Raw genomic sequence first — 25,239 nt, forward strand, 5'->3', positions numbered from 1 at the left:
ATCCCTCGCCAAAGAAACCATTATTGCGGCGGAAGAGCTGAGGCCTTCCGCCGTGGTGCCGGCCTTTGCCGGCTGTCGGGCGCACCGGAAAGGGTGCGCACTCTGCAATTTTTACAATCCGGCCGGTCTTCTGAGGTCAAGCGTCAGCGGAAATTCCGGAGACGGCACCTCGTTGATGACCGCATAGCCCCCGGCTGTGTGGCCCGAGCCTTCGAACCGCGCCAGTCGGCGCGCCTCCGCCTCGTTTCCGTTGACCGGGAAGGTCTCATAATTGCGCCCGCCCGGATGCGCAACATGATATATGCACCCGCCCACCGATCTTGCCGACCATGTGTCGTAAATGTCAAATGTCAGCGGCGTGTTGACCGGCAGGACCGGGTGAAGGCCGGAGGCCGGCTGCCACGCCTTGAAGCGCACGCCTGCAACCGAAACGCCGGACTTTTCGGTCGGCCTGAGCGGGACCTTGCGGCCGTTGCAGGTGACGATGTAGCGCTCCGGCGCCTTGGTTTCGAGAAGCACCTGCAGCCGCTCGACGGAGGAGTCGACGTAGCGCACGGTGCCGCCCGCGGCCCCCTGTTCGCCCATCACGTTCCACTGTTCGAGCGCCTGCCTGAGTTCCAGCCGGTTGCCCTCATATTCGACCTCGCCGACGAAGGGGAAGCGGAACTGGAGCTGCGCCTCGAACCATTCCGGCCTGAGCTCCAGCCCGTTTTCCTTAAGGTCCTGCAGCACATCCATGAAGTCCTGCCAGATGTAGTGCGGCAGCATGAAGCGGTCGGACAGCGCGGTGCCCCAGCGGACGAACTTGCCCTCGAGCGGGTTCTTCCAGAACCGCGCCAGCAGCGCGCGCACCAGAAGCTGCTGGGCAAGGTTCATGCGCGCATTCGGCGGCATCTCGAAGCCGCGGAATTCGACCAAGCCCAGCCTGCCGGTCGGCCCGTCCGGCGAAAACAGCTTGTCGATGCAGATTTCCGCGCGGTGGGTGTTGCCGGTGACGTCGATCAGAAGGTTGCGGAACAGGCGATCGACCATCCATGGCAACGGGGGCAGATAGCCCGACTGCGGATGCGGGATCTGCGCCATCGCGATCTCGAGTTCGTAGAGCGAGTCGTGGCGGGCCTCGTCGATGCGCGGGGCCTGCGAGGTCGGGCCGATGAAGAGGCTCGAGAACATGTAGGAGAGCGAGGGATGACGCTGCCAGTGCAGCACCACGCTCTTCAGGAGGTCTGGCCGGCGCAGGAACGGGCTGTCGCCGGGGTTGGCGCCGCCAACCACGACGTGGTTGCCGCCGCCGGTGCCGGTGTGGCGCCCGTCGATCATGAACTTGTCGGCGCCAAGACGGGTCAGCCGCGCTTCCTCGTAGATCGCTGTGGTGGTCTCGACGCATTCCTTCCAGTTGGCGGCCGGATGGATGTTGACCTCGATGACGCCCGGATCCGGCGCGACGCGGATCACGTTGATGCGCTCGTCATGCGGTGGCGGATAGCCCTCGATATGAACCGGCATGCCGACCTTTTCGGCAGCGCGTTCGGCAGAGGCGACGAGATCGAGATATTCCTCGAGGGTGACCGTCGGCGGCATGAACACGCAGAGCCTGCCATCGCGCGGCTCGACGGAGATTGCGGTGCGCACGAAGCCGCCGATCGACGGGCCGGAGGAGGGGCGCGCCGGCTGGGCGCTTTCCTCGAACGGCTTGAAGCTTGCCTGCGGCAGCGGCCTTCCCTCATCATGCCGGAAATCCGGCAGCGGCTCGCGCTTTACCGACGGATCGAGCGGATTGATGAACGGATACTGCGCCTGCGGGATCCATGCCAGGGCATCGAGCGGCAGGCGGAAGCCGACCGGGCTGTCGCCGGGGATCAGGAAGATCCGGCCGCGCCTGGTGGTCCATTTTTCGGAAACCCAGCGCAGGCCGGAAGCGCGGCCCTGCCAGGCCTGAACCGGCAGAACATAGCCGGTCGGCCGCGTCAGGCCGCGCTCGAACACCTTGGATATGCGCGCGCGGTCTTCCGCATTCTTCAGCTTCGAATTCGACGGGTCGACATTTTCCGGCAGATTGCCCTCGCGGATCATCCATTCGGCCGGGTCCTCGAAGGCGGGCGTCACCATGTCCGGGTTGATGTCGAGTTCGCTGGCAATTGCCTGCAGCAACCTGCCCGCGTCGTTTTCATCGACTTTGGTATCGGTCGTTTCCTCGGCGACAAGGTCCTGGTTGTTCCAGATCGGAACCCCGTCCTTGCGCCAGTAGAGCGAGAAGGTCCAGCGCGGCAGGCTTTCGCCCGGATACCATTTGCCCTGGCCGTAATGCAGGAAGCCGCCCGGCGCGAAGCGTCCGCGCAGGCGCCGGATCAGCTCGTCGGCGAGCCCGCGCTTGGTGGGGCCGACAGCGCCCGTGTTCCATTCGTCGGATTCGAAATCGTCGATCGAGACGAAGGTCGGTTCGCCGCCCATGGTGAGCCGCATGTCGGTCTCTTCGAGCAGCTTGTCGACCTTCTCGCCGAGCGCGTTCAGCGCCTCCCAGCTATCGTCGGAAAACGGCTTGGTGATGCGCGGATGCTCGGACACGCGCGAGATCGACATGTCGAAATCGAAGGAGGTTTCGGCCTTGCCCGAATAGCCGCCGGTGATCGGCGCTGCGTTGCGATAATGCGGGGTCGCGGCAAGCGGGATATGGCTTTCGCCGGTCAGAAGCCCAGAGGTCGCATCAAGTCCGATCCAGCCGGCGCCCGGCAGGAAGACCTCGGCCCAGGCGTGAAGGTCGGTGAAATCGTGATCGGTGCCGGAAGGCCCGTCGATCGCCTTCAGGTCCGGCTCGAGCTGGATCAGGTAGCCGGAAACGAAGCGGGCGGCGAGGCCCATATTGCGCAGGATCTGCACCAGAAGCCATGCAGAATCCCGGCACGAACCGGACTTGCGCTCCAGCGTCTCTTCCGGCGTCTGCACGCCGGGCTCCATACGGATGATGTAGTTGACGTCGTTCTGGAGGCGCGCATTGATGCCGACGATCAAATCGACTGTGCCCTGACCTTCAGAGAGGTCGAGCTTCTCCATATAGGCCTTCAGCAACGGCCCCATCGGCTCGGGCGTGCGATAGATCGACAGATCCTCGCGGATCGCCTCGTCATAGTCGAAGGGGTATTTGGTCGCCTGTTCCTCGACGAAGAAGTCGAACGGGTTATAGACCGTCATGTCGGCGACGAGATCGACCTCGATCTTGAACTCGGTCACCGGGTCGGGAAAGACGAAACGAGCCTGGTAGTTGCCGTAAGGATCCTGCTGCAGATTGACGAAGTGATTTTCCGGCGTGACCTTCAGCGAATGGCTGATGACCTTGGTCTTCGAATGGGAGGCGGGTTTCAGTCTGATGATCTGAGGCCCGAGATTGACGGGGTTGTCGTATTTGTAATGGGTGAGGTGGTAAATTGCTGCTTTGATTGACATAAAAGTCCTTGCGGCTCTGAGCCGTTCCCCTAATTATTGAGGGGAGTGTGGGCAAAGCTTCGCGAGAAAGCAAGCGGCTTTGAAACTTCAGGGCGAGATTTCGCAAGCCTGGCTTCAGTCCAGCGTCTGGTTGAAACGGGAAACCGCGATGACGATTGCCGCGAGCGCGATGACGGCAAGCATCAGGCTGTCGAAGCCCAGTACCGTGATGTCGGCACCCTTCAGCATGATGGCGCGCACGATCCGGATGTAATGGGTGAGCGGCAGTGCTTCACCCAGAAGCTGCGCCCACCGCGGCATGCCCTCGAAGGGAAACATGAAACCCGACAGGAGGATGCTCGGCAGGAAGAACAGCATCGACATCTGTACCGCCTGCAACTGGTTCTGCGCGATTGTCGAGAAGGTGTAGCCGATCGACAGGTTGGTGACGACGAACAGCAGCGTCAGGCCGATCAGCGACCAGGGATCGCCGAGGATCGGCACGCGGAAGACAAACAGGCCTGCGATGATGATCAGCGCCGCCTGAAACAGGCCGACAAACACATAGGGCATGATCTTGCCCATCATGATCTCGATCGGGCGGATCGGCATGGCGAGCAGGTTCTCCATCGTGCCGCGCTCGATTTCCCGCGTCACTGCAAGCGCGGTGAAGACCAGGAGCGTCATCGTCAGGATGGTTCCAAGCAGGCCCGGGATGATGTTGAAGGTCGACTTTCCGGCCGGATTGTAGCGCCGGTGGGTGACGAATTCGAAGGGTGGCGGCTGCTCGATGTCGATGCGGATATGCGGCAGGCCCTTCAGCGCCGAGGCGACGACGCCCGAAAGCGCGCCGAGCGCCGAGGAGGAGGCGACCGGATCGGTGGCGTCGGCAGCGACCAGAACCTGCGGGGTGTCGCCGCGCCGGAGATCGCGTTCGAAGTTCAGCGGAATCTCTACCACGAACAGCACGTCACCCGATTGCAGCAGCCGGTCCATGTCCCCGGCGCGCGTGACGACGGCCTCGATGTCGAAGAAATCGGTGTTTTCGAGGGCTGCCACCACGGCGCGCGCGGCGTCCGAGCTCTCGCCGAGCATCACGGCGGTCGGCAGGTGGTGAGGCGTGGTGTTGATTGCGAAGCCGAACAGCAGAAGCTGCATCAGCGGAAGGGTCACCATCATCACCATGGTCAGCCGGTCGCGGACCATCTGGATGAACTCCTTGACGGTCATCGCCCAGAACCGGTGAAGGGCGGCGAAGCGGACAGGGTTCTCAGCCGTCATCGAAATTGTCCTTCGATGCATTCATGAGATGGATGAAGGCGTCCTCGAGCGTCGCCTCGCTGCGGCTGATCTTGGTTCTAGCCCGCGCGCGGTATGGCTCGACTGCGCGTTCGAGCGCCGCCTCGTCATGACCGCAGACATGGAGCGATGCGCCGAACGGGGCCACAAGGTCAACGCCCTCGGTCAGTTCAAGCGCTGTCTGCAACTGGTGAACGTCTGGACCGGTGATCAGATAGCTGTGAAGTCTGGATGCTGCCACCACATCATCGACCGTTCCGGTGACCACCAGCTTTCCATAGGCCATGTACGCGATCTCGTGGCAGCGCTCGGCCTCATCCATGTAGTGGGTGGACACGAGCACGGAGAGACCGTCTGCGGCAAGCGCATGGATCTCGGTCCAGAACTCGCGCCGCGCCTTGGGGTCGACGCCGGCGGTCGGCTCGTCGAGCAGCAGAAGGTCGGGGCCTGGAAGCGTGCAGGCGCCGAGCGCAAGCCGCTGTTTCCAGCCGCCGGAGAGATTGCCGGCCAGCTGTTTCTCGCGCCCGCCGAGCCCCAGCCGCTCGATGGCGTCCGATACCTTCTGGCGCGGGTTGGAAAGCCCATGGATGCGTGCGACGAAATCGAGGTTCTCGCGGATGGTGAGGTCCTGGTAGAGCGAGAACCGCTGGGTCATGTAGCCGACATGGCGGCGCAGACGTTCGCCTTCGCGGGTGATGTCATAGCCGAGGCATGTGCCCGAGCCGCTGTCGGGCGTCAGAAGCCCGCAGAGCATGCGGATGGTGGTCGTCTTTCCCGACCCGTTCGGCCCGAGAAAGCCATGGATCGCACCCTTTTTCACGCTCATGGTCAGATGATCGACGACGGTGCGGCCGCCAAAGCTCTTGGTGAGGTTTTCGACCGAGATGACGTTTTCGGTCATTGGCCGCTCCCGGCTCTGACCGTGACCGGGAGGCCGACCGGCAGATCGCTGCGATCCTGCGGCATGGCCGTGACGCGGTAGACCATCTTTGCCCGCTCTTCGAGCGAGAAGATTTCGGGCGGCGTGTATTCGGCGTCTATGGCGATGAAGTCCACCTTCGCGTCGCGGGGCGTGCAGCCGTCGCAGGTAAACGTGACCATGCCGCCGACGGCCAGTCCGGCGCGGTCCTTTTCCGGGACGAAAAATTCGACCTTCACATTTTCCGGCGGCAAGAGGGCGACCACCGGCCGTCCGGCCGGCACGACTTCACCGCTGCGGTAATAGACCTCCTCCACGCTTCCCGCCGCAGGCGCTGCGACGCTTGCGAGCGCCAGAACGGCCCTGGCTGCGGCCGCGTCTGCTTTTGCGGCGGCGACCGCCTGCTCGGCCTCGGCAATCTGTTCCGGCCGCTGCGGCAGTTGACCGAGCGTGATCTGGGCATCGATCTTGTCGAGTGCGGCGCGGGCGCGGGCATAGGCGCTGACGGCACTGTCGAGATCGGCCTTCGTGCCGGTCTGCTGGCGGTAGAGGTTCTTCGCGCGCTCAAGCGTCTCGCGGGTGTAGGTTTCCTCGGCTTCAGCCTGGCTGCGGGTCGCCTGCAACGCGTCGATCTCCTCCTTGCGGCTCTGGGGCGATTTCGCAAGGGCGAGGGCAGCTTCGGCGCGAGCAAGGTTTGCCTCGGCCGCCTGAAGCCTTGCCGCTTCGGCGTCGGCCTCGAAGGCAAACAGGGGTTCGCCAGGCTTTGCCGCATCGCCCTCGGCAACGGAGAGTTCCACGAGGCGGGCAGTGCCCGTGCCGCCGAGATAGAGCATTTCGCCCTCGACCCAGCCGAGCCAGCCTTTTTCCTGCTCAGGGCGGAATATGGAGATTGCAGCGCCAATCAAGGCCGAAAGAATGATGACGATTGCCACAAGCCTTTTCATGATGCCTCTCCTTCCGCAGTGGTGAACAGCGACTCCAGAAAGAACGCGAAGGCGGCGTCGAGCTTGAACGGACCGAATTTCGAGAACAGGATGTTCCAGAGCACGGACATCACCACGGGCGCCATGACGAACTGGGGGACGTCGAGGACGGTGCGCGAACGCAACTCGCCCCGGCTTTCGGCGCGTTCGAGAATGCTTCTGATCAGTGCGATGCCCGGTTCGACGAGATCGCGGTAATATTGTTCGGTGACCGCCGGGAAGGCGCTCAGTTCCGTGATCATCAGTCGCAGAAGGTCTCGCTTGGGGGAATTCAGGATGTCCTGCTCCACGATCGCAAACAGGCTCGCTACCAGTGTGCGGGAGGGCAGGTCGGAGAGCGCGATCAGGTTTCGCGCCTGCGTGATCACCGGCCCGAGGTCGGTGTTGACCAGACCTGCAAACAGGCTCTCCTTGTCCTGGAAGTAGAGATAGACCGTGCCCTTGCCGATCCCGGCCCGGCGCGCAATGTCCTCGATGCGGGCGCTCGCGAAACCGCGCTCGGAAAACACCGAAAGCGCGGCGTCGAGAATGACGCGCCTGCGTTCTTGCGGCGGCATTGCCTTGCGCTTGGGAGGATTGGTCATGAGCAGGCCTTTAATGATATGACTGACCAGTCAGTCATATACCAATCGCGTCTTGGATGCAATTGGTGATTCAGAAGTGATCGGGACGGTGCCGATCCTTCCGTCGGTTGAGCCTAAAGTGTTGAAGAGAGCGCGCATATCCGACTTCGGTGCGCGCCCTGAACAAACATCTCTCACCGATCGATGCACTCCGGCGTGCGACACGATCGAAAGCGCCTGGTGTCGCACCGAACGCAGGCGCCGGGTGGCGGGCTTGCAGAAGGGGGCAAAAACGGCTAGGGCGCACGCGTATCGACCGGCAGGCCAGCGGACCCGTTTCGCAGAGAACCCGCCGGGCCTGAAGCTTCTAGCAGGAAATACCCCAATGGATCGCCGTACATTCTTCAAGAAGGCGGGTGTCGCTTCGGCCGGCGCCCTGGCCCCCGCAGCGCTTGCCGCTCCCGCCATTGCGCAGGAAAACCCGAAAATCAACTGGCGCCTGTCGTCTGCCTTCCCGCAGTCGCTCGATGTGCTCTACTCCGCCGCAACCGGCATTGCAGACAATGTTCGCGAAGCGACCGATGGCAATTTCGACATCCAGGTCTATGCCGGCGGCGAGATCGTTCCGCCGCTGCAGGTGCTTGACGCCGTGCGCGACGGCACGATCGAAATGTGCCACACGCCGTCCTACTACTATATCGGTCAGGACATGGCCTACGGTCTCGGCACGGCGGTGCCTTTCGGCATGAACGCGCGCCTGAAGAATTCCTGGCTTTACCAGGGCGGCGGCAATGAGCTGTTCGACGAGTTCTTCGCCGAAAAGGGCGTCTGGGGCCGTCCCGCCGGCAATACCGGCGCGCAGATGGGCGGATGGTTCGCCAAGGAGATCAACTCGGTTGAGGACATGAAGGGCCTGAAGATGCGCATTGCGGGTCTGGCAGGGCAGGTCATGGCCAAGCTCGGCGTCACCCCGCAGCAGATCGCAGCCGGCGACGTCTATTCTGCGCTGGAGCGCGGCACCATCGACGCCACCGAGTTTGTCGGTCCCTATGACGATCTGGCGCTCGGCCTCGTCAAGGTCGCGAAATACTACTACTACCCGGCATGGTGGGAAGGCGGCCCGGTCATCCACGCCTTCTCCAATCTCGAAAAGTTCAACGCTCTGCCGGCAAACTACCAGCAGATCCTGACCGATGCATGCGATGTCGCCAACCTCAACATGCTGGCACGCTACGACGCCGAAAACCCGAAGGCGCTGCGCCAGCTCGTTGCCGATGGCGCCGTGCTGAAGCCGTTCAGCGAAGAAATCCTCGATGCATGCTATGCCGCATCGCAGGAAACCTTCGCCGAAATTTCGGCCGAGAATGCCTGGTTCAAGAAGATCTACGACAGCCAGCAGAACTTCAAGAAGGACGCCTATCTCTGGATGCAGCTCGCCGAATTCTCGTTCGACAAGTACATGATGGTCCAGCAGCGCAAGGGCAATCTCTGATCGGGAAACGGTAGCGGATCCGGCCATGCGCCCTGGCGCGCAGGCCATCCGATTGGCAGCGGATGAGGCCCGGGCGCAATCCCGGGCCTTTTTCATGGAATTGACGCTTTCGCTGCAAATCCTTAAGCCGTTTGCAGCAAGACGTTAAAAATGGGGAATGCGAAGACGTGACGGATCGGATTGTAATCGTTGGCGGCGGGCAGGGCGGTTTTGCCGTCGCCGCAAAGTTGCGTGCCCTGAAGGATCAGCGGCCGATTACCATGATCGGTGCCGAGCAGGTCGCGCCCTACCAGCGCCCGCCGCTTTCAAAGAAATACCTTCTGGGCGAGATGGCGTTCGAGCGGCTGCTGTTCCGGCCGGAGAGCTGGTACGCCGAAAACGACGTCGAACTGCATCTCGGCGGCTTCGTCGAACGGGTCGAGCGCGACAGCCGGCAGGTCGTGCTCCAGGATGGCTCGGCCGTCGAATACGGCACGCTCGTGCTGGCGACGGGGGCGACGCCCCGCACATTGCCCGAGGCGATCGGCGGCGATCTCGACGGCGTTTATGTGATGCGCGACAAGCATGATGCCGATCGTCTGGCGAAGGCCATGCGTCCGGGCGCCAAGCTACTGGTCGTGGGCGGCGGCTATGTCGGGCTGGAAGCGGCAGCGGTCGCCACCAAGTTCGAGGTCGGCGTGACCGTGATCGAGATGGCGGATCGTATCCTGAAGCGGGTCGCCGCAGCGGAAACGGCGGACATCATGCGCAGGATTCATGGCGCCCATGGCGTCGATATCCGTGAGAATTGCGGCCTGACGCGCCTTGAGGGTGAAGAGGGCCGGGTTACGAGGGCCGTCCTCGCCGATGGCAGCACGATCGATGTCGACATGGTCGTGGTCGGGATCGGGGTCACGCCCAATGATCAGCTTGCCAAGGAAGCAGGCCTTGCCGTTGGCAACGGCATCTCGGTAGACGCTTTCGGACGCACCTCGGATCCGCAGATCTTCGCGGTCGGCGATTGCACCGAGCTGCCTTTCCGCGGGAAAAATATCCGGCTGGAATCGGTCCCGAATGCCGTCGATCAGGGCGAGGCGGTTGCGGCTGTCATCGCGGGTTCGGAAGAACCCTATGTGCCTGAGCCATGGTTCTGGTCCGACCAGTATGACGTGAAGCTGCAGATCGCGGGTTACAATGCCGGCTACGACCGCACGATAGTGCGCGCGGGCGCGCGCGAAGGTGCCGCCTCGGTCTGGTATTTCCTCGGTTCCGAACTCGTGGCCGTTGATGCCATCAACGATGCGCGCGCCTATGTCTGCGCAAAGAAGCTTCTTGCATCAGGGGTCAGCCCCGCGCCGGACGTCATCGCAAACCCTGAAACCGATCTGAAGGCGCTCGCCGCGCAGTGAGCCGCATGTGACAACATCTGTGATGTTGTCACATAACGCGTTTGAAATTGCTGCAATCATGTGCAAAGTAGGATTGTGCTCCGGAAAACATAAAGAACCGACGGGCGCGTTTGCAACGATCAGGGGAACGGTGACGATCCATGAGGGTACGGGGTGGGCCAAAATCGCGCACAACCTTGAGTGATGTTGCCCGTATTGCAGGCGTAAGCCCGATTACGGTGTCGCGGGCGCTCAGGGAGCCGCACAAGGTCAGCGACAAGCTGCGCGAGCAGATTCTCGAAGTCGTCGAAGACATCGGATATGTGCCGAATTTCGCGGCCCGTGCGCTTGCCAGCCGCCATAGCGGCACGATCGCGGTGCTCGCGCCGATCCTCGAAATGAGCGGCTTCTTTCATGCCGCGCACGGGATCGAGGACCGGTTCAACTCCAGCGATGTGACGACCCAGTTCGCCAATATCGGCCTCGACGCCGTGGAAGAGGCGAAGCTGATCAACCTGTTCATGGCCCAGAACCCGGCGGGCATCATTCTTGAAAGCGTTGCCGAATTCCCGGTCAACAAGCCGCTGATCACCGAGCTTGGCTGTCCTGTCGTGCAGATGATGGACACCAGCATCACGCCGCTGGACATGGGCGTCGGCATTCCCAATCGCGCAGCCGCAAGGGCCGCCGTCGAGCATCTGCTCGCAAAGGGCTATCGCCGCATTGCGCTTCTTGGCGGCGGCAAGGATATCCGGTCGCGGCGCCGGTTCGAGGGGTATCAGGATGCGCTTGCAAGCGCCGGGCTTTACGACCCCGATTATGTCTTCGAGGCAAGCGGCGGCAGCCCGCTCGAACAGGGCATGAAACTCGTTCATGATCTCGGAAAGCGCCTGCCGGAAATCGATGCGGTCTTCTGCCACAATGACCGGCTTGCCCATGGCGTCTATTTCGGTGCCCAGCAGGTGGGCCTGAAAGTGCCCGACGATCTCGGCATATGCGGCTACAACGGCGTCGATTTTGTCGATATGGAAGACTCGCCCCTGACCTCGGTCTATGTGCCGCTCTACGATATCGGCTACAAGGCGGCCGATCTCATCATGCGTTGCCTGACCGAGGGCGAGCGCCCCAAGAAGGCCGTTGAACTGCCCTTCGAGCTTATCGAAGGCGCATCAACCCGGCGCTAGAGGCTCCAGGTGTTTTGCGGGCGCGGACGGGCTCTGCCATACTTTCCGCGATGGTTCAGCCCACGGGCTCCGCGACATGCAGGCCGCACTCGCGCTTCACGTCATTTTCCCACCACCAGCGTCCGGCGCGCTCGGGCTCCCCGGGCTTGATGGCGCGGGTGCAGGGTTCGCAGCCGATCGAGGGATAGCCGCGGGCATGGAGCGGATTGATCGGGATATCCCGTTTCGCGACATGCGCTTGGATATCGGCAAGGCTCCAGTCGGCAAGCGGATTGATCTTGATGAGGCCGCGCGCCGCATCGCTTTCCGCATAAGGCGTCGTTGCCCGGTTGCCGGACTGGCCGCGGCGAAGGCCGGTGATCCAGAACGCCGCGCCATCGAGCGCGCGGGCGAGCGGCTCCAGCTTTCGGATGTGACAGCAGGCGTGCCGGTTCTCTATGCTGTCGTAGAAACCGTTGCGGCCGTTCGCCTTCACATAGGCGTTGACGGCATCCGCATCCGGCCGGAAGCGCTGGATCTTGATGCCGTATCGGGCCTCGGTCCTTCCGATCAGAGCCTCCGTCTCTTCAAACAGGCGCCCGGTGTCGAGGGTGACGATGCCGATGTCGAGCCGCGCCGTGGCGATCGCTTCGGTAATGACCTGATCCTCGATGCCGAGGCTGGTCGTGAACACGGCCTTCCGGCCGGTCCTGGCAATCAGTTCAAGCCGGCCTGCAAGGTCGGTCTGTTCGAGTGTCCGGCTGAGTGCCGCTGCGGTTGTGGTCATCTCACTCGCCTCTTTCCTGTTTGGGCAAGTATGCCGAAACGGAGGGCTTGGAACGAGCAACCGTGATTTCGAAGAACGCTGCGATCGGGCAAAAGCTTGGCGCAGGACGAGGCCTGTTTAGAAAAGCCGGCGTCAGACGCTGCCCTTTTCATCGAATCGCCGGGTCTCCTCCTGCATCTCGCCAATCGTGCGGCGATCATATTCGTCGATCTCGCGGTTGCGCGCCCGCTGGAACTTGATGCTGTCGGCGAGGAAGGCGCGGGAGAGCCCGTGATAGAGCGGCTCGCGCGAAATCAGACGCGAGGCGACATAGCCGAGCATTGATGTGGCCATCAGCGTGATGATGCCATCATGGTTGTCGGTCATCTCCAGAATGATGACGAAGGCCGTCATCGGGGACTGCACGACGCCTGCGAAATAGCCCGCCATGCCGAGGATCGCGCCAAGACCGATGCTGATGCCGAGCACGTCAGCGATCGACGAGCCGAGGGCTGCACCCACCGAAAGCGACGGCGCGAAGATGCCGCCGGGAATGCCGGACGCCATCGACAGGAATGTTGCCGCAAGCTTGCCGATGAAGAACAGCGGGTTCATGCTGCCGCCTTCGATCACCGTGCGGGCCTGTTCGTAGCCGGTGCCAAAGGTCGCGCCGTCGAAGATGATGCCGATGACGGCGACCGCAAGCCCGCAGGCGCCCGCAAACAGCGCCATGCGCTTGACCGGTGTCGCCTGCGCCCAGCGCTTGATCCGCCGCGCGGTGCGCAGCGAATAGAGCGAGAACAGCGCGCCGAGAATGCCGCCGCCGATGCCGCAGACGAACACGGCGACCCATTCGCCCGGCTTGACCGCAATCGCCGACGCATGTCCGAAATAGGTGTAGTTGCCGGCAAGGCCGATCGCGGCGAGGCCCGAGAGGATGATCGCCGAAACCACCAGCCCGTTGGCGCGCGATTCGTAAGCGCGGCTCATTTCCTCGATCGCGAAGACGATGCCCGCAAGCGGCGTGTTGAAGGCCGCTGAAATGCCCGCGGCGGAACCCGCGACGATCAGGCCGCGGGTCTGGATCATCTTTCCCCAGCGCGCGGTCTGGATCATGATCGAGGCGCCGACCTGCGCGGTCGGTCCCTCGCGGCCGATCGAGGCGCCGCAGAACAGGCCGACGACCGTGAGCAGCAGCTTGCCGGTTGCAACGCGCAGATTGAGCAGCCGGTGCTGGCTTTCGACATCATGCAGGTGGCGCGCGGCAATGGCCTGCGGAATGCCGGAGCCCTGGGTGTGCGGAAACCACCGTGTCGACATGTAGGAGCAGAACATGAAGCCGAGGGGCGTCAGCACCAGCGGCAGGAAGGGCGACCATGCGCTCGACTGGCGCATCGCCTCGAACAGTTCATAGGCCTCGTCGGCGGCGCGCGCGAAGCCGACGCTGATGACGCCGATCATCAGCGCACCGAGCCAGAACACCAGACGCGGCTGCCAGATCCGCCACGAGCCCCACATCACGCGTGTTCGGCGGACCATCTTCACGTTCTTGTAGTAGGGGCGCATGGATCGGCTTTCGGGGCGGTGACAGTTTAAAGAAAACCTGCCACCTCCGGCAGCAGGGTATGGGCTGAAGTTGATCCGTTATCCGCTTGCTCCATCACGATTTCAAGGCAGGCCCGGCCAAAAAGAATTGATGATGCGCACTTTATGTTACGAGGTTTTCGAAGCGTGATTCCATCTCCTCATGGCCGCAGCGAATCGTAGGACACCATCACATGCTCGGCATAGGCGGGACGCCTGGAAAGCCTTTCGTAATAGGCTTCGACCCGCGGCCGCGCAGGGCGGTCGATGGGCAGCGTGTAATAGCGGAAGAGCTGATGGCCGAAGGCAATGTCTGAAAGCGTCAGCACGTCGCCCGCCAGATAGGCATGGCCCTCGAGCTGGCTCTCGGCGATGCCGAGCAGCCGGTCATAGGTGACGACCCCGCGTCCCACGGCTTCCATATCGCGTTCTTCCTCGGTCATGCGGACCAGCGGCCAGAAGATCTGCATGCCGATCACCGGGTAGAGCGTTGCCTTTGCCCATTCTGCCCATTTGTCGATCTGCGCCCGGCGTGCGGGATCCTCCGACCAGAAGGCGTCGTCGCCATAGCGGGCGGCGAGATAGCGGCAGATGGCGGCGGATTCGAAGATCGGGTCGCCGCCATCGGTGATGACCGGCACGAGGCCGTTGGGGTTCATCGCAAGATATTCCGGCGTATCATTGCCGCCAAACCTGTGGCCGATGTCGTAGCGCTCGTAATCGAGGCCAAGCTCGGCAATCGTCCACATCACGATCTGGACGTTCAACGAGTTCTTGCGTCCCCAAACTTTCAGCATGCTTTCTTCCTCCCGGGATCATTTTCGGTTGTTGCGACGCGCCGATGCGCGCGGTGCGACATCAACAGTTGCTTATGGCTTCCTTCCTCACTATCGTCGCGGAAAATTGGACCGTTTGGAAGGGGATGACGGATGACGATTCTTGAACAGGACGACATGAATGTCGACAAGGTACGCGGGCGCTGGGGCTGGGTGCTGGCCTTCGGCATTCTGCTGATCGCACTCAGCCTGATCCTTCTTGGCAACCTCGTTGTGGCGACCGTTGCTTCGGTGGTGTTCTTCGGCGCCATGCTGATCGTCGGCGGCGTGATCCACCTGTCGCAGCTGTTTTACAACCGGCGCACCGGCCATGTCGCCTTCTGGCTGCTCTCCGGCCTGCTTTACGTGCTCGCCGGCATTTTCGTGATGCGCAACCCGATGCTCGCATCCGGCGTCTTCACCATCATCGTCGGCATCTCGCTGGCGATCGCCGGCGGTTTCCGCATCTATCTCGGCATGACCATGCGGCCTGTCAAAGGTTGGGGCTGGATGATCTTCTCCGGTCTGGTGCTGATCCTGGCCGCCGTCATGATCGCCTCCAACTTTCCGCAGAACAGCCTGTGGCTGCTCGGCCTGTTCGTCGCCGCCGACTTCCTGGTCTACGGATTTTCGCTGGTGGTGTTCGCACTTGCGCTGAAGCCGCGCAAAGTCGCCTGACATGAGCGGCAATGAGACAATGCGCCACGTCGCGCTCGATGGATTTGGCGCGCCGGATGTGATGTCGATCGCAACCGGTCCACGTCCCGCACCGGGGCCGGGGCAGGTTCTGGTGAAGGTCGCAGCCGCCGGCGTCAACCGGCCGGATGTGGCCCAGCGACTGGGAAACTATCCGCCACCGCCCGGCGCAAGCCCCATTCTGGGCCTCGAAGTTGCCGGCATCATTGCCGAAATCGGCGAGGGCGTGACGGCGTTTGCCGTTGGCGACCGCGTCTGCGGTCTCGCCAATGGCGGCGGCTATGCCGAATATTGCGTCCTGCCGGAAGGCCAGACGCTTGCCGTTCCGGATGGACTTGATGATGTCAGCGCCGCCGGGCTTCCCGAGACGTTCTTCACGGTCTGGGCCAATCTGTTCATGATGGCCGGCATGGGAGAGGGCAAGAGCGTGCTGATCCATGGCGGCACCAGCGGGATCGGCACCACGGCGATCCAGCTTGCCCGGGCGTTTGGCGCTTCCCGTATCTTCACCACGGCGGGGTCCGCCGAAAAATGTGCCGCTGCAGAAGCGCTCGGCGCGGATGTCGCGATCAATTACCGCGAGCAGGATTTCGCCGAAATCATCAAGGCGCAATCCGACGGCGTCGATGTCATTCTCGACATGATCGGCGGGCGCTATTTCCAGCGCAATCTGTCGTCGCTTGCCAAGGATGGCTGCCTGTCGATCATCGCCTTCCTCGGCGGTCCCAAGGTCGAAGAAGCCAATCTGATGCCGATCATGAGAAAGCGCCTGCGCGTCATCGGTTCGACGATGCGGCCGCGCACCGATGCGGAAAAGCGCGAGATCCGCGACGAACTTCTGGATAAGGTCTGGCCGCTGGTTGCCCGCGGTACCGTCAAGCCGGTCATCGACAAGGTTTTCGCGTTCGAGAATGTGGTTGACGCCCACCGCCGGATGGAGGAGGGCGACCACATCGGCAAGATCATCCTCACATTCGACCATTAGGAAAAGACAATGGCCAATCCGGTTCTGGTGGAAGTCACGCGGGGCAATGTCGTTGAAAGCCGCCATCGCGGCATGATCGCGGTGGTCGATGGGTCGGGTCGCGTTGCCTATCAGGCGGGCGACATCGATAACGTCGTGTTTCCGCGCTCGGCCTGCAAGGCGATCCAGGCGCTCCCCTTCGTCGAGAGCGGTGCGGCAGACGCCTTCGGCTTCGGCGACAGGGAAATCGCGTTGTCGGCCTCCTCCCATTCCGGCGAGGACGCCCATGCAGCACTTGCCGGCGAGATGCTGGCGCGGGCAGGGCGTAGCGTTGACGATCTCGAATGCGGCGCGCACTGGTCGTTCCAGCAGCCGGTGCTGATCCATCAGGCCCGTACCCGCGACATGCCGGATGCGCTTTGCAACAATTGCTCCGGCAAGCATTCGGGTTTCATCTGCGCCTGCGTGCATCAGGGCATCGATACCAGGGGCTATTCCGGCTACGATCATCCGCTGCAGGCGGAGATCCGGGCCGTGATGGAAGATGTCACCGGGTCTGCGGTCGGCAGCGATCTCTGCGGTACCGATGGCTGCAACATTCCGACCTATGCCCTGCCGCTGAAGGCGCTTGCCAGAGGGTTTGCCCGGCTCTGGACGGGCGAGGGGCTCTCGCAGTCGCGGGCAAATGCCGCCAGGCGCATCCTGTCGGCCTGCATGGCGGAACCCTATTATGTGGCAGGCAGCAATCGCGCCTGCACCGAACTGATGTCGCTTGCGCCGGGCCGGATTTTCGCAAAGACCGGTGCGGAGGGCGTCTTCTGCGCCGTGCTGCCGGAGAAGGGGCTTGGCATCGCGCTCAAATGCGATGACGGCACAACTCGCGCCGCCGAAGCAATGGTGGCATCCGTTCTTGCCCGCTTCATCGATGATGCCGCGCTGTCGCAGGAGCTCGAGGCGATGGCGGTCACCTCGCTGAAGAACTGGAACGGAACCGAGGTTGGCAAGGTTCGCCCGGTGCTGCCGCGCTGATCGCGTTCCGCCGCCAGTCCTGATCCGATAGAAAGCCTGCGCGTGCTTCAATGCCGGCCATTGCTTGAGCGCGGCTGGCAGGGTTGTGTCCGTCGGAATTCCGGGCTGGCTTCAGTCTGCGGCCAGAAGGCGGCGGCGCAGATCGTTCAGTTCGTTCAGCAGCATGCCGGCCTCTTCCATGCTGCATCCCGTCTTTATGGCGATCGAGGCGGCGACGTTCTGCGCGTTTTCCTTCGCCTGACGGCCCTTGTCGGTGAGTGCGACCTCGACGCGGCGTTCGTCATCACGGGCGCGCTGGCGGTTGATGAAGCCTGCCGTCTCCAGCCGCTTCAGGAGCGGCGAGAGCGTGCCGGAATCAAGGCCAAGCCGCCGTCCGATGTCGTTGACCGTCAGCGGCTTGCCTTCCCACAGCACCATCATTGCCAGATATTGCGGGTAGGTGAGCCCAAGCTCGGCGAGCAGCGGCTTGTAGGCCTTCTGGAAGGCGTGCTCCGTTGCGTAGACCGCAAAGCAGAGCTGCTTTTCAAGGCTCAGAAGATCGTCGGAGAGGGCGTTTTCGGTGGTAGTCATGGGCCTTTTTATACACCAAAAGATAATTTCATCAATATGTATTGTGCACGATATAATCGTGCACTATGTTATTCGGAACAGGCAGTCGGGAACAGAACCCGTCTGTCAAACGTCATTTTGATATCGAACTGCGCATCAGGCGCGAAGGAGAAGCACGATGATCAAGACCCTTTACACCACAAAGGCCACCTCCACCGGCGGACGTGAGGGCACGGCCCGCAGCGAAGACGGCGCGCTGGAAGTCAAGCTGACGCCGCCGAAGGAAATGGGCGGCCCCGGCGGTGAGGGCACCAATCCCGAGCAGCTTTTCGCCGCAGGATATTCGGCCTGCTTCACTTCGGCGCTGTTCAATGTTGCCGGCAAGAAGAAGGTGAAGCTTCCGGAAGAAACGCGCGTCAGCGCAACGGTCGGCGTCGGCCCGCGCGATGATGGTCAGGGTTTCGGCATTGAGGTCTCGCTCGAGGTTTCCATTCCCGGTCTCGACCGTGAAACGGCGGAAGATCTGGTCAAGACCGCCCATGTCGTCTGCCCCTACAGCCACGCGCTGCGGGTAAACTATGAAGTGCCGGTATCGGTGACCGAATAGATCAATCCCGAAAGCTTCGCTCCCGGTTGTTGCCGGGGGTGAAGCATCCCGGATGGCCTGAGGCTATCCGCCCTGCGACTGCGCCACGATGAAGATCCGCGGGAACCGCAGGAGCACCTCGCCGGTTGAAGTCGGCGGGTAGCAGTCCGCAATCCGCGCTCCATAGGCTTCGATGAAGTCGTCACGCTGTTCCGGCGCCACCCGGTCAAGATAGGGCCTGAGCCCCGTCCCCTTCACCCATTCGACGATCGCTGACGCGTCCTTCAGCGGATGCTGGTAGGCAATGTGGAAGATGTCGACCGTGGCGCAGTGTTTCCTCAAGGCATCGTAATAGGTCGAGGGCGTGTCGATCCTCTCCCGCTCCACCGGACGATCTGTGAAGGCCGCCGACCACGGACCGTGCGCTGCGGTTTCGGCCATGGCGAGATGGCTTGGCTCGGACAGATTGTCGGGCATCTGGACCGCCAGAACCCCGCCTCTTGCAAGCCTCTCCGCCAGCCGCTCGAGCACGGCGATGTGGCCGGGCACCCACTGGAACACAGCATTGGAAAACATAAGGTCGGGTGGGCGCGGCGGTTGCCATGTGCCGATATCGGCTTTTTCGAAAGCGGTGTCAGGCATGCTGGCGCGGGCCTTTTCGAGCATGTCGTCATCGAGCTCGATACCCGTCAGGTGGGATGCCGGAAAGCGTGCGCGCAGCAATCGCGTCGAGTTTGCCGGACCGCAGCCGAGATCGAGAACCGTCTGCGGGCGAATGTCGGGCAGTGCATTGATCAGGTCACGGGCAGGGCGGCTGCGCTCGCCTTCAAATTTCAGATATTGGGCGGCCGACCATTCCATCGTCAAAGTCCCTCAAGCGTCGGGAGCACCAGGCTCGGCTCCATGTCCTCGTATTCGTTCGGCGTCTTGTAGCGGTTGATCCAGACGGTGCGGAAGCCGAAGCTGGTCGCGCCTGCAATGTCCCATCGGTTGGAGGACTGGAACGAGATCGTCCTCGGTTCGACGCCATAGGCCCGGGTCACGATCTCGTAAGTTTGTCGCGCCGGCTTGAACAGCCTGACGTCTTCCACCGAGAAGATATCGTCAAGAAGATCGGCGATCTTTGCATTTTTCACCGCCGCCTCGAGCATGGCGCGGCTGCCGTTGGAAAGGATGGCGAGCTTGACGCCGCGTTTCTTCAGGCTGGCGAGAACGCCTGGCACTTCGTGGTAGCAGTCGAGCGTCCAGTAGGCGGCCAGCAGATCGGCGCGGAGCTTCTTGTCGACGAGGCCGACCGAATGCATGGCAAAATCGAGCGCCCGCTCGGTCAGGGTCCAGAAATCCTCATGGGCGCCCGCCAGCGTCAGGACCCAGGAATATTCCAGCTGCTTCGCACGCCAGATATTCGACATCAGCCGGTAGTGTCCGCCACAGCGATCCTGATGCTTGCGGGCAGCGGCATGAATGTCGAACAGCGTGCCGTAGGCGTCGAAGATGTAAGCGGAAGATGCCATGAATACGCCCTTGAATGGGTTTGTTAGCGGCCCCAATCCTTAGGCCTTTCACCGGCAGGGTGCAACATAGACTTCCACGGGCCCGCAGGTCATGATTTTAAAGCTTGACCTTCAGGAGCCGGACGTCTTGATTGTCGCCGTTGCATCCGCAGACGCTTCGAAAAGCGCTATGCGGTGATTTGAAGGAGAATGACATGGCCGCCGTCGACACCACCCCCGCTTCCGAAACCTGGACTTTTGTGGATGGCGAATGGCTGCCGGGCAATCCGCCGCTGATCGGCCCCGTTTCCCACGCCATGTGGCTGGGCTCGACGGTGTTCGATGGTGCACGTTTCTTCGAAGGCATGGCGCCCGATCTTGACGAGCATTGCAAGCGCATCAACCGCTCCGCCCGGGCACTCGGCCTTGAGCCGACGAAGACGCCCGAGGAGATCGAGGCGCTGGTCTGGGACGGGCTGAAGAAGTTCAAGGGCGCCGAGGCGGTCTATATCAAGCCGATGTACTGGGCCGAGCATGGCCTGGCCGGTCTGGTGCCCGCGGATCCGGCGTCGACGCGGTTTGCGCTTTGCCTGTTCGAGACGCCGATGCGCTCCACCATTCCGGTCAAGCTCACGGTATCGCCGTTCCGCCGGCCGTCGCCGGAGGTCGCGATGACCTATGCCAAGACCGGCAGCCTCTATCCCAATTCCGGCCGCATGATGCTGGAGGCGAGAAGCCGCGGCTTCGACAATGCGCTGGCGCTCGACATGAACGGCAATGTCGCCGAAACGGCGTCCGCCAATATCTTCCTGGTCAAGGACGGCATTCCGATGACGCCTGCCGAAAATGGCTGCTTTCTCGCCGGCATCACCCGCAAGCGCATTTTGAAGCTCTTCCGCGACAACGGCATAGCGGCAAAGGAAAAGACGCTGACGGTCAAGGATTTCATGGAAGCGGACGAGCTGTTTCTGACCGGCAACTACAACAAGGTCGTGCCGGTGATCAAACTCGATGGACGCGACTTCGAGCCGGGGCCGATGGCTGCGCAGGCGATGAGCCTTTACATGGACTGGGCGCGCGCGACCTGCAAATAGCAGGTTGCCGCCGGTTTTTGATTGACAAGGTCTCCGATTCGGAGCATCCATTTTTCCATGATCAAGACCGTGAACCACACTTGCGTATATTTTTGGCTGTTCCAATAGGAGCGGCCGATTGATCATGTTCATCACCGGCCGCCTGGGGGCGGCAAGGTGTTGAAGAAAACGTCCCCCCGGCGGCAAAACGAAGGCCAAGGGACGACAATGACTGACGATCACGACAAAATCGAACTCGAGCGACCAGCCCTGATGACCATCAGGAAGGCTGTCGAATCCGATATTCCGCAACTTCTCGACATGATCGGCCTGCTCGCCGCATTCCACGACGATCCGTCGGAAATGACGGCGGAGAGCCTGCGCCGCGACCTGTTCGGCCCGATGCCGTGGGTGAGCGCACTCGTTGCAGATGCCGGCGCCGAGCTTCTGGGCTACGCTCTGCTGACGCCGCTCTACCGCGCGCAACAGGGCCGGCGCGGCATGGACCTGCACCACCTGTTCGTACGTGACGGCCACCGCAACCACGGCGTTGGCCAGCACCTCATCGCCCGTGCGCGCGATTTCGCAAAGGCTGCGGGCTGCAGCTACCTGTCGGTAAGCGCGGCAACCGGCAATCTCGGCGCACATCGTTTCTACCAGCAGATGGACTTCATCGCCCGGCCCGTCACCGGCATGCGCTATACGCAGCTTCTGGCCGATTGAGCCGGTCAGCGCGCCGGTATGGCCTTAAGATAGGCGGCGATGGCTTCGAGATCGGAACGGGGCAGGTGGGAGAGGTTCTGCTGAACCTCGACCATGGAGCCGCCGACCGTGTCGAAATCCGGGGTGAAGCCGGTTTCGAGATAGTCGGCGATTTCAGCCTCCGTCCAGTTGCCGATTTCCTTGGAGCCGGGCGTGATGTCTGGGATCGTGCCCTCGCCATCCGGATTCGGCCCGCCGGCCAGCCATTTGTCGTATTCGGGTCCGCCCAGGCTGTCGCGCGGCGTATGGCATTCGCCGCAATGGCCGGGGCCTTCCACGAGATATTGCCCGCGCATGATTTCTGGCGAGGCATCGGCAAGCGCAACGCGCGGTTCGTTGGAGAAAAACAGCTTCTTCCAGAATGACACCGCCATGCGGATGTTGAAGGGGAAGTCCACGTCATGCGGTTTGCTCGGCGTGGCGCTCTCCGGCAGCGTCATGATGTAGCTGTGCAGGTCCTTCACGTCCTGGTCGCTCATGCGCACATAGGACGGGTAGGGGAAGGACGGGTAAAGGTTCTTGCCATGCGGATCGACGCCCTTGCGCACCGCATTCGCGAAATCGAGGAACGACCAGTCGCCTATGCCATGCTCCTTGTCGGGCGAGATGTTGGGAGCATAGAACGTTCCGAAATCGCTTTGAATGGCATATCCGCCCGCAAGGGCGAGACGGTCATCGCCGGTCGTGCCGGGAGCGGCGTGGCAGCCGGCGCAACCGCCGGCCCAGAACATCCGCTCGCCATTCACCGGATCGCCCTCGGCAAGATTCTGGACGTCTTCAGCATCAAGCTTGGGCGGCGTGAGGGCGACCGCAAAGGCCGCCCCCATGAACAGGGCGGCGACAACCAGCACGATGATCGTCAGCTTCTTCATGCCGGTTCCCCCAGTCTCCGCCGCGAAGGCGCTCTATCAGTTCTGAACGCGATAAAGCTTGTGACAGGCCGCGCAGCTTGCGCCGAGCGTCTTCATCGCAGCGCCCACTTCGGCCTGATCAGCAGGCAGGTCGGCGAGAAGCGTGTCTGCCTCGTCTGCGAGCTTCTGTGCCTGCGCCTTGAAATCATCCATGTTTTCCCAGATCGCGGGGCTTGCCTCGCTGCCTTCGCCGGTCATCGAATCGTCGGGAAAATGCGTCGGGAAATCGCGGATATTGTCGGAGATGGACGAAAGCGCGCCCTGAACGACGACCGGATCGTAGGCGTTCTGCCCCTTTGCGATGGCGCCGAGCTGTCCCATCGCCTTGCCGATCGCCTTCATGTCGTCCTGGCGCAGCATCTGCGGTGCGTCCTCGGCAACCGCAAACCCCGCGCTCAGACAGAGCGCGACAGCGCCGGCAATCATGAAACCCTTTTTCATCCACAGCCTCCATTGTTGATCTGACTGCAGTATACGCAGCCACCGGTCGGAAGCTAGAGCCAAGACTGACGGAGGAAAGATGGGATGCGCCCTGAGCGGGGCTTCCGGTCATCACGTTTTGGTGACATCGCCCCACAGTGCATGAAAGTGATGGGTCGGCCCATGTCCGCTGCCGACCTCGAGATGGCCTGAGGCGGCGATCGCGTCTGCAACATAGGCCTTGGCGGTCATGACGGCATCGGGGAGCGTGGCGCCCTTGCCGATTTCGGCGGCGATCGCGCTTGAAAGCGTGCAGCCTGTGCCATGGGTATTGGCGGTTTCGATGCGCGCGCCCTCGATCCATTGATGGCCTGCGGCCGTCACCAACAGGTCCGGACTTTCGGCACCCTCAAGATGGCCGCCCTTCATCAGCACCGCCTGTGGTCCGAGCAAGCGCAGCGCCTTGCCTTGCGCGATCATCTGCTCGCGGTCGGTCGCAACATCCTCGTCAAGCAGCGCCGCCGCCTCGGGAAGGTTCGGCGTCAACAGGGCTGAAAGCGTTAACAGATGTTCCTTCAGGGCGCTCACCGCGTCTTCCGGCAGCAAGCGGTGTCCACCCTTGGCGACCATCACCGGATCGAGCACGACCGGGACAGAGACATGCGGGCGCAGGCTGTCCGCGATCGCCATTGCAATCCCGGCATTGGCAATCATGCCGATTTTGATGGCGTCTACCCTGACGTCTTCGAATATTGCCGCGATCTGTTCGGCAACAAAGGTCGCCGGCACCTGGTGGACGCTGGTGACGCCCCGGGTGTTCTGCGCCGTCAGCGCCGTCAGGGCGGCCATGCCATAGGTGCCGCGCGCCGAAAACGCCTTGAGGTCGGCCTGGATGCCGGCGCCGCCGGAGGGGTCCGAGCCGGCGATCGTAAGAATGTTAGCAATCATTGTCTTGCCTTCCGGATGGCAGCGGCGAGCTCTGCGGTCGCCTGTCTGGGGTCGGGTCTGCCGCAAACGGCGGAAACGACGGCGATGCCGTCTGCGCCAGCGGCGAATGTGGCTGCGGCATGCTCGGCCTTGAGCCCGCCGATCGCGACCGCCGGCAGGCCGCAGATCGTAATCATCTCGGCAAGGCCGTCGAAGCCGACGGGGAGCGCGTGGTCGGGTTTGGTGCCGGTGGCGAAGACCGGCCCGGCGCCGACATAATCGATGCCCGCCGGATCGAAGGCCTTCGCGACGGCAAGACCGTTGACCGAAACGCCGAGGATCATGTCCGGACCGATGCGCGCGCGAACCTCCTTCGGGTCGCCGTCTTCCTGGCCCACATGAACGCCATCGGCGCCAACCGCGATCGCCGCCTCGACATCATCATTGATGATCAGCTTCGCCGGACTTCCGGCAGTGATCTCCTTCAGCGCAAGGCCCATGTCGATGCGCTCCCGGGTGGTGGCGTGCTTCATCCGGAGTTGCACGATGGTCGCGCCGCCTTCGATCGCATCGCGGGTGGTGACGACCATGCCGTATTCGCCGCAAAGCTCCGGATCGAGCACGAGATATAGGGAAAGATCGAAGGTCACAGTGTTTCCAGCTCCGCTTCACGTGCAAGATCGTCGGGGGTTACGGCTGCGAGTGCGTCGAGGAAGCGGACCTGAAACGAACCTGGCCCGTCAGCTTCCGACGCGGCCCGGGCGCCGGCTATGCCGTATTGGCAGAGGGCTGCCACTGTCGCCATGAAGGCGTCGTCGCGCAAGCTTCCGGCATATGCGCCGACGAGACCGCTCAACGCACAGCCAAGGGCCGTCACCCTGGGCATCAGCGCCGATCCGCCGCCAATGCGGACGTGGCGTGTGCCATCGGTGACGAAGTCGCGCGCACCGGTGACCGCCACCACCATGCCGCGCTCGCGGGCAAGGGCGATGGCCGTCTCTTCCGCAGCGGCGACGCTGTCTCCTGCATCCACGCCCTTGCCGGCGCTGGTCGCGCCCGAAAAGGCCAGGATTTCGGATGCATTGCCGCGCAGGATGGTTGGACCGAGGTCGAGGATCTCGCGCGCGGCCGCACTGCGAAACGGTGTCGCGAAATGGGCAACGGGATCGAGCACCCATGGGGTGTTCAGGCGGTTGGCGGTCGCAATTGCGGCTTTCATCCCGGCAAGCCATTGCGGGGACAGCGTGCCGATATTGACCAGAAGCGCCGCGGCGATGCCGGCAAAGTCACCGGCCTCCTCCTCGGCGTGCACCATGGCGGGCGAGGCGCCGGCTGCGAGCAGCACATTGGCAGTCACGTTCATCGCGACGTAATTGGTGATGCACTGCACGAGCGGCGCATCGTCGCGCATCTTCTTCAGGATGGGGGCGAGATCGGCCAATGCGTTCCTCCTTGTGT

25 protein-coding genes are annotated in these 25,239 nt (G+C 62.6%); 9 read left to right on the plus strand and 16 right to left on the minus strand.

The window, feature by feature from the left end; genetic code table 11:
- Positions 1-111: 111 nt before the first annotated feature.
- From HPQ62_RS17270 to HPQ62_RS17290, 5 genes are all read right to left on the minus strand, one after another.
- Entirely contained in the window at positions 112-3,441 is a 3,330-nt protein-coding gene (locus HPQ62_RS17270) for a transglutaminase family protein (RefSeq protein ID WP_174803825.1), read from the minus strand.
- Positions 3,442-3,555: 114 nt separating this feature from the next.
- Positions 3,556-4,701 (minus strand): ABC transporter permease, encoded by a 1,146-nt coding sequence (locus tag HPQ62_RS17275; protein ID WP_174803826.1) that lies wholly within the window; start codon positions 4,699-4,701, stop codon positions 3,556-3,558.
- Positions 4,691-5,620: an ABC transporter ATP-binding protein gene (locus HPQ62_RS17280; protein WP_174803827.1), complete on the minus strand. Its 930-nt coding sequence runs from the start codon at positions 5,618-5,620 to the stop codon at positions 4,691-4,693. Before HPQ62_RS17280 ends, HPQ62_RS17275 begins: the two co-directional genes overlap by 11 nt.
- Positions 5,617-6,582 carry an HlyD family secretion protein gene (locus HPQ62_RS17285; protein ID WP_174803829.1) on the minus strand — a complete coding sequence of 322 codons (966 nt, stop codon included), beginning with the start codon at positions 6,580-6,582 and terminating at the stop codon, positions 5,617-5,619. Before HPQ62_RS17285 ends, HPQ62_RS17280 begins: the two co-directional genes overlap by 4 nt.
- Complete coding sequence (locus tag HPQ62_RS17290; RefSeq protein ID WP_174803830.1) at positions 6,579-7,205, minus strand: TetR/AcrR family transcriptional regulator; 627 nt, start codon at positions 7,203-7,205, stop codon at positions 6,579-6,581. Before HPQ62_RS17290 ends, HPQ62_RS17285 begins: the two co-directional genes overlap by 4 nt.
- A 364-nt stretch (positions 7,206-7,569) precedes the next feature.
- On the opposite strand from HPQ62_RS17290, the gene HPQ62_RS17295 reads away from it, so the two are divergent.
- From HPQ62_RS17295 to HPQ62_RS17305, 3 genes are all read left to right on the plus strand, one after another.
- On the plus strand, positions 7,570-8,676 hold the full coding sequence (locus tag HPQ62_RS17295) for a TRAP transporter substrate-binding protein (protein ID WP_174803831.1): 1,107 nt from the start codon (positions 7,570-7,572) through the stop codon (positions 8,674-8,676).
- 167 nt (positions 8,677-8,843) lie between these two features.
- Complete coding sequence (locus tag HPQ62_RS17300) at positions 8,844-10,064, plus strand: FAD-dependent oxidoreductase (protein ID WP_174803833.1); 1,221 nt, start codon at positions 8,844-8,846, stop codon at positions 10,062-10,064.
- 176 nt (positions 10,065-10,240) lie between these two features.
- Complete coding sequence (locus HPQ62_RS17305; protein ID WP_174803834.1) at positions 10,241-11,227, plus strand: LacI family DNA-binding transcriptional regulator; 987 nt, start codon at positions 10,241-10,243, stop codon at positions 11,225-11,227.
- 55 nt (positions 11,228-11,282) lie between these two features.
- Here the strand turns inward: HPQ62_RS17305 and HPQ62_RS17310 are convergent, their stop codons facing one another.
- The 3 genes from HPQ62_RS17310 to HPQ62_RS17320 all read right to left on the minus strand — a co-directional run bounded on the left by HPQ62_RS17310 (position 11,283) and on the right by HPQ62_RS17320 (position 14,353).
- Positions 11,283-12,053, minus strand: coding sequence for a phosphoadenylyl-sulfate reductase (locus HPQ62_RS17310; RefSeq protein ID WP_280516302.1), 771 nt, complete (start codon positions 12,051-12,053; stop codon positions 11,283-11,285).
- Between the two features lie 72 nt (positions 12,054-12,125).
- Positions 12,126-13,538, minus strand: a complete 1,413-nt coding sequence (locus HPQ62_RS17315; RefSeq protein WP_174803838.1) for a chloride channel protein — start codon at positions 13,536-13,538, stop codon at positions 12,126-12,128.
- A 179-nt stretch (positions 13,539-13,717) separates the two neighbouring features.
- Positions 13,718-14,353 carry a glutathione S-transferase family protein gene (locus HPQ62_RS17320; RefSeq protein ID WP_174803839.1) on the minus strand — a complete coding sequence of 212 codons (636 nt, stop codon included), beginning with the start codon at positions 14,351-14,353 and terminating at the stop codon, positions 13,718-13,720.
- A 132-nt stretch (positions 14,354-14,485) separates the two neighbouring features.
- Between HPQ62_RS17320 and HPQ62_RS17325 the strand changes: the two genes are divergently transcribed.
- From HPQ62_RS17325 to HPQ62_RS17335, 3 genes are read left to right on the plus strand one after another with little or no spacing between them, the layout of a single operon-like run.
- Positions 14,486-15,049, plus strand: a complete 564-nt coding sequence (locus tag HPQ62_RS17325) for an HdeD family acid-resistance protein (protein WP_174803840.1) — start codon at positions 14,486-14,488, stop codon at positions 15,047-15,049.
- A gap of 1 nt (position 15,050) precedes the next feature.
- On the plus strand, positions 15,051-16,052 hold the full coding sequence (locus HPQ62_RS17330) for an NAD(P)H-quinone oxidoreductase (RefSeq protein ID WP_174803841.1): 1,002 nt from the start codon (positions 15,051-15,053) through the stop codon (positions 16,050-16,052).
- 9 nt (positions 16,053-16,061) lie between these two features.
- Positions 16,062-17,060, plus strand: a complete 999-nt coding sequence (locus HPQ62_RS17335) for an asparaginase (protein ID WP_174803842.1) — start codon at positions 16,062-16,064, stop codon at positions 17,058-17,060.
- Between the two features lie 111 nt (positions 17,061-17,171).
- Here HPQ62_RS17335 and HPQ62_RS17340 read toward each other — a convergent pair whose 3' ends face one another.
- Positions 17,172-17,630 (minus strand): MarR family winged helix-turn-helix transcriptional regulator, encoded by a 459-nt coding sequence (locus HPQ62_RS17340; RefSeq protein ID WP_174803843.1) that lies wholly within the window; start codon positions 17,628-17,630, stop codon positions 17,172-17,174.
- Between the two features lie 160 nt (positions 17,631-17,790).
- Between HPQ62_RS17340 and HPQ62_RS17345 the strand changes: the two genes are divergently transcribed.
- Positions 17,791-18,216 carry an Ohr family peroxiredoxin gene (locus HPQ62_RS17345; protein WP_174803878.1) on the plus strand — a complete coding sequence of 142 codons (426 nt, stop codon included), beginning with the start codon at positions 17,791-17,793 and terminating at the stop codon, positions 18,214-18,216.
- Between the two features lie 63 nt (positions 18,217-18,279).
- Here HPQ62_RS17345 and tam read toward each other — a convergent pair whose 3' ends face one another.
- Positions 18,280-19,056: a trans-aconitate 2-methyltransferase gene (gene tam, locus HPQ62_RS17350; RefSeq protein ID WP_174803844.1), complete on the minus strand. Its 777-nt coding sequence runs from the start codon at positions 19,054-19,056 to the stop codon at positions 18,280-18,282.
- Between the two features lie 2 nt (positions 19,057-19,058).
- Positions 19,059-19,709 (minus strand): haloacid dehalogenase type II, encoded by a 651-nt coding sequence (locus HPQ62_RS17355; protein ID WP_174803845.1) that lies wholly within the window; start codon positions 19,707-19,709, stop codon positions 19,059-19,061.
- 194 nt (positions 19,710-19,903) lie between these two features.
- Here HPQ62_RS17355 and HPQ62_RS17360 point away from each other — a divergent pair, with 194 nt between their 5' ends.
- Together HPQ62_RS17360 and HPQ62_RS17365 are read left to right on the plus strand one after the other, a co-directional pair.
- Positions 19,904-20,782 carry a branched-chain amino acid aminotransferase gene (locus tag HPQ62_RS17360; protein WP_174803846.1) on the plus strand — a complete coding sequence of 293 codons (879 nt, stop codon included), beginning with the start codon at positions 19,904-19,906 and terminating at the stop codon, positions 20,780-20,782.
- Positions 20,783-20,989: 207 nt separating this feature from the next.
- On the plus strand, positions 20,990-21,484 hold the full coding sequence (locus HPQ62_RS17365; RefSeq protein ID WP_174803847.1) for a GNAT family N-acetyltransferase: 495 nt from the start codon (positions 20,990-20,992) through the stop codon (positions 21,482-21,484).
- A gap of 5 nt (positions 21,485-21,489) precedes the next feature.
- On the opposite strand, the gene HPQ62_RS17370 is transcribed toward HPQ62_RS17365, so the two are convergent.
- The 5 genes from HPQ62_RS17370 to thiM form a co-directional block, all read right to left on the minus strand.
- Complete coding sequence (locus tag HPQ62_RS17370) at positions 21,490-22,395, minus strand: c-type cytochrome (RefSeq protein WP_174803848.1); 906 nt, start codon at positions 22,393-22,395, stop codon at positions 21,490-21,492.
- Positions 22,396-22,431: 36 nt separating this feature from the next.
- Positions 22,432-22,875: a c-type cytochrome gene (locus HPQ62_RS17375; RefSeq protein ID WP_174803849.1), complete on the minus strand. Its 444-nt coding sequence runs from the start codon at positions 22,873-22,875 to the stop codon at positions 22,432-22,434.
- A gap of 111 nt (positions 22,876-22,986) precedes the next feature.
- Complete coding sequence (thiD, locus tag HPQ62_RS17380) at positions 22,987-23,802, minus strand: bifunctional hydroxymethylpyrimidine kinase/phosphomethylpyrimidine kinase (protein WP_174803850.1); 816 nt, start codon at positions 23,800-23,802, stop codon at positions 22,987-22,989.
- Complete coding sequence (thiE, locus tag HPQ62_RS17385) at positions 23,799-24,431, minus strand: thiamine phosphate synthase (protein ID WP_342343728.1); 633 nt, start codon at positions 24,429-24,431, stop codon at positions 23,799-23,801. The genes thiD and thiE overlap by 4 nt, the downstream gene beginning before the upstream one ends.
- Entirely contained in the window at positions 24,428-25,222 is a 795-nt protein-coding gene (thiM, locus tag HPQ62_RS17390) for a hydroxyethylthiazole kinase (RefSeq protein WP_174803851.1), read from the minus strand. Before thiM ends, thiE begins: the two co-directional genes overlap by 4 nt.
- Positions 25,223-25,239: the final 17 nt, after the last annotated feature.

This window comes from Martelella limonii (assembly GCF_013344475.1).
Lineage (GTDB): Bacteria > Pseudomonadota > Alphaproteobacteria > Rhizobiales > Rhizobiaceae > Martelella > Martelella limonii.

Coding starts and splice junctions, on each gene's coding strand:
- HPQ62_RS17270 (WP_174803825.1), bottom strand. CDS start 3,441: ATGTCAATCAAAGCAGCAATTTACCACCTCACCCATTACAAATACGAC.
- HPQ62_RS17275 (WP_174803826.1), bottom strand. CDS start 4,701: ATGACGGCTGAGAACCCTGTCCGCTTCGCCGCCCTTCACCGGTTCTGG.
- HPQ62_RS17280 (WP_174803827.1), bottom strand. CDS start 5,620: ATGACCGAAAACGTCATCTCGGTCGAAAACCTCACCAAGAGCTTTGGC.
- HPQ62_RS17285 (WP_174803829.1), bottom strand. CDS start 6,582: ATGAAAAGGCTTGTGGCAATCGTCATCATTCTTTCGGCCTTGATTGGC.
- HPQ62_RS17290 (WP_174803830.1), bottom strand. CDS start 7,205: ATGACCAATCCTCCCAAGCGCAAGGCAATGCCGCCGCAAGAACGCAGG.
- HPQ62_RS17295 (WP_174803831.1), top strand. CDS start 7,570: ATGGATCGCCGTACATTCTTCAAGAAGGCGGGTGTCGCTTCGGCCGGC.
- HPQ62_RS17315 (WP_174803838.1), bottom strand. CDS start 13,538: ATGCGCCCCTACTACAAGAACGTGAAGATGGTCCGCCGAACACGCGTG.
- HPQ62_RS17320 (WP_174803839.1), bottom strand. CDS start 14,353: ATGCTGAAAGTTTGGGGACGCAAGAACTCGTTGAACGTCCAGATCGTG.
- HPQ62_RS17325 (WP_174803840.1), top strand. CDS start 14,486: ATGACGATTCTTGAACAGGACGACATGAATGTCGACAAGGTACGCGGG.
- HPQ62_RS17330 (WP_174803841.1), top strand. CDS start 15,051: ATGAGCGGCAATGAGACAATGCGCCACGTCGCGCTCGATGGATTTGGC.
- HPQ62_RS17335 (WP_174803842.1), top strand. CDS start 16,062: ATGGCCAATCCGGTTCTGGTGGAAGTCACGCGGGGCAATGTCGTTGAA.
- HPQ62_RS17340 (WP_174803843.1), bottom strand. CDS start 17,630: ATGACTACCACCGAAAACGCCCTCTCCGACGATCTTCTGAGCCTTGAA.
- tam (WP_174803844.1), bottom strand. CDS start 19,056: ATGGAATGGTCGGCCGCCCAATATCTGAAATTTGAAGGCGAGCGCAGC.
- HPQ62_RS17355 (WP_174803845.1), bottom strand. CDS start 19,709: ATGGCATCTTCCGCTTACATCTTCGACGCCTACGGCACGCTGTTCGAC.
- HPQ62_RS17360 (WP_174803846.1), top strand. CDS start 19,904: ATGGCCGCCGTCGACACCACCCCCGCTTCCGAAACCTGGACTTTTGTG.
- HPQ62_RS17365 (WP_174803847.1), top strand. CDS start 20,990: ATGACTGACGATCACGACAAAATCGAACTCGAGCGACCAGCCCTGATG.
- HPQ62_RS17370 (WP_174803848.1), bottom strand. CDS start 22,395: ATGAAGAAGCTGACGATCATCGTGCTGGTTGTCGCCGCCCTGTTCATG.
- HPQ62_RS17375 (WP_174803849.1), bottom strand. CDS start 22,875: ATGAAAAAGGGTTTCATGATTGCCGGCGCTGTCGCGCTCTGTCTGAGC.
- thiD (WP_174803850.1), bottom strand. CDS start 23,802: ATGATTGCTAACATTCTTACGATCGCCGGCTCGGACCCCTCCGGCGGC.